The organism is Lacrimispora amygdalina, from assembly GCF_900205965.1.
In the GTDB taxonomy this organism is placed as follows: domain Bacteria; phylum Bacillota; class Clostridia; order Lachnospirales; family Lachnospiraceae; genus Lacrimispora; species Lacrimispora amygdalina_A.
The window spans coordinates 1-517 of sequence record NZ_OAOF01000094.1 but is presented as its reverse complement, the minus strand read 5'-3'; the positions used below and the strand labels follow the sequence as shown (position 1 = coordinate 517).

Sequence of the window (517 nt, the reverse complement as noted above, 5' to 3'; positions counted from 1 at the left end):
GATTCTTATGTTGCAGAACAGCTTGTATCTGATGTGCAATCATCAATCACAGCCGCTGATCGGGCTCAGGTCCTGGCACCAACCATTAATGTTACATACGGGGAAAAGGCGGATGAAGGTTTCCAGGGTCACCTATTCAAACAATTCCGGTACCTATACTTATTATCCTTACGAAAAACCGAACTTCTCTTATATGTTGATTTCTGGAACTGATTATACCGCAGAAACGATGTCAAATATTCCGTTTCCTGTTTACGGCTCTCTTGATGAATTAAGAACTTATCTCTCTTATGGAACCCTGGGGGATACCATTAATGAATATACGGGTGCTTATACCTGGGTGGATGTCAATTCCGATGTTGATACACAGCAGCGAGATGTCACTTCCGATGTTGAGATCACAATTCCGAAAGATTCTTATGTTGCAGAACAGCTTGTATCTGATGTGCAATCATCAATCACAGCCGCTGATCGGGCTCAGGTCCTGGCACCAACCATTAATGTTACATACGGGGAA

1 protein-coding gene is annotated in these 517 nt (G+C 43.1%); it reads left to right on the top strand.

The features are described from left to right. Positions 1 to 112: 112 nt before the first annotated feature. A partial coding sequence (locus CRO04_RS25845) for a hypothetical protein (RefSeq protein ID WP_141401070.1) occupies positions 113 to 517 on the top strand: 405 nt, incomplete at its 3' end.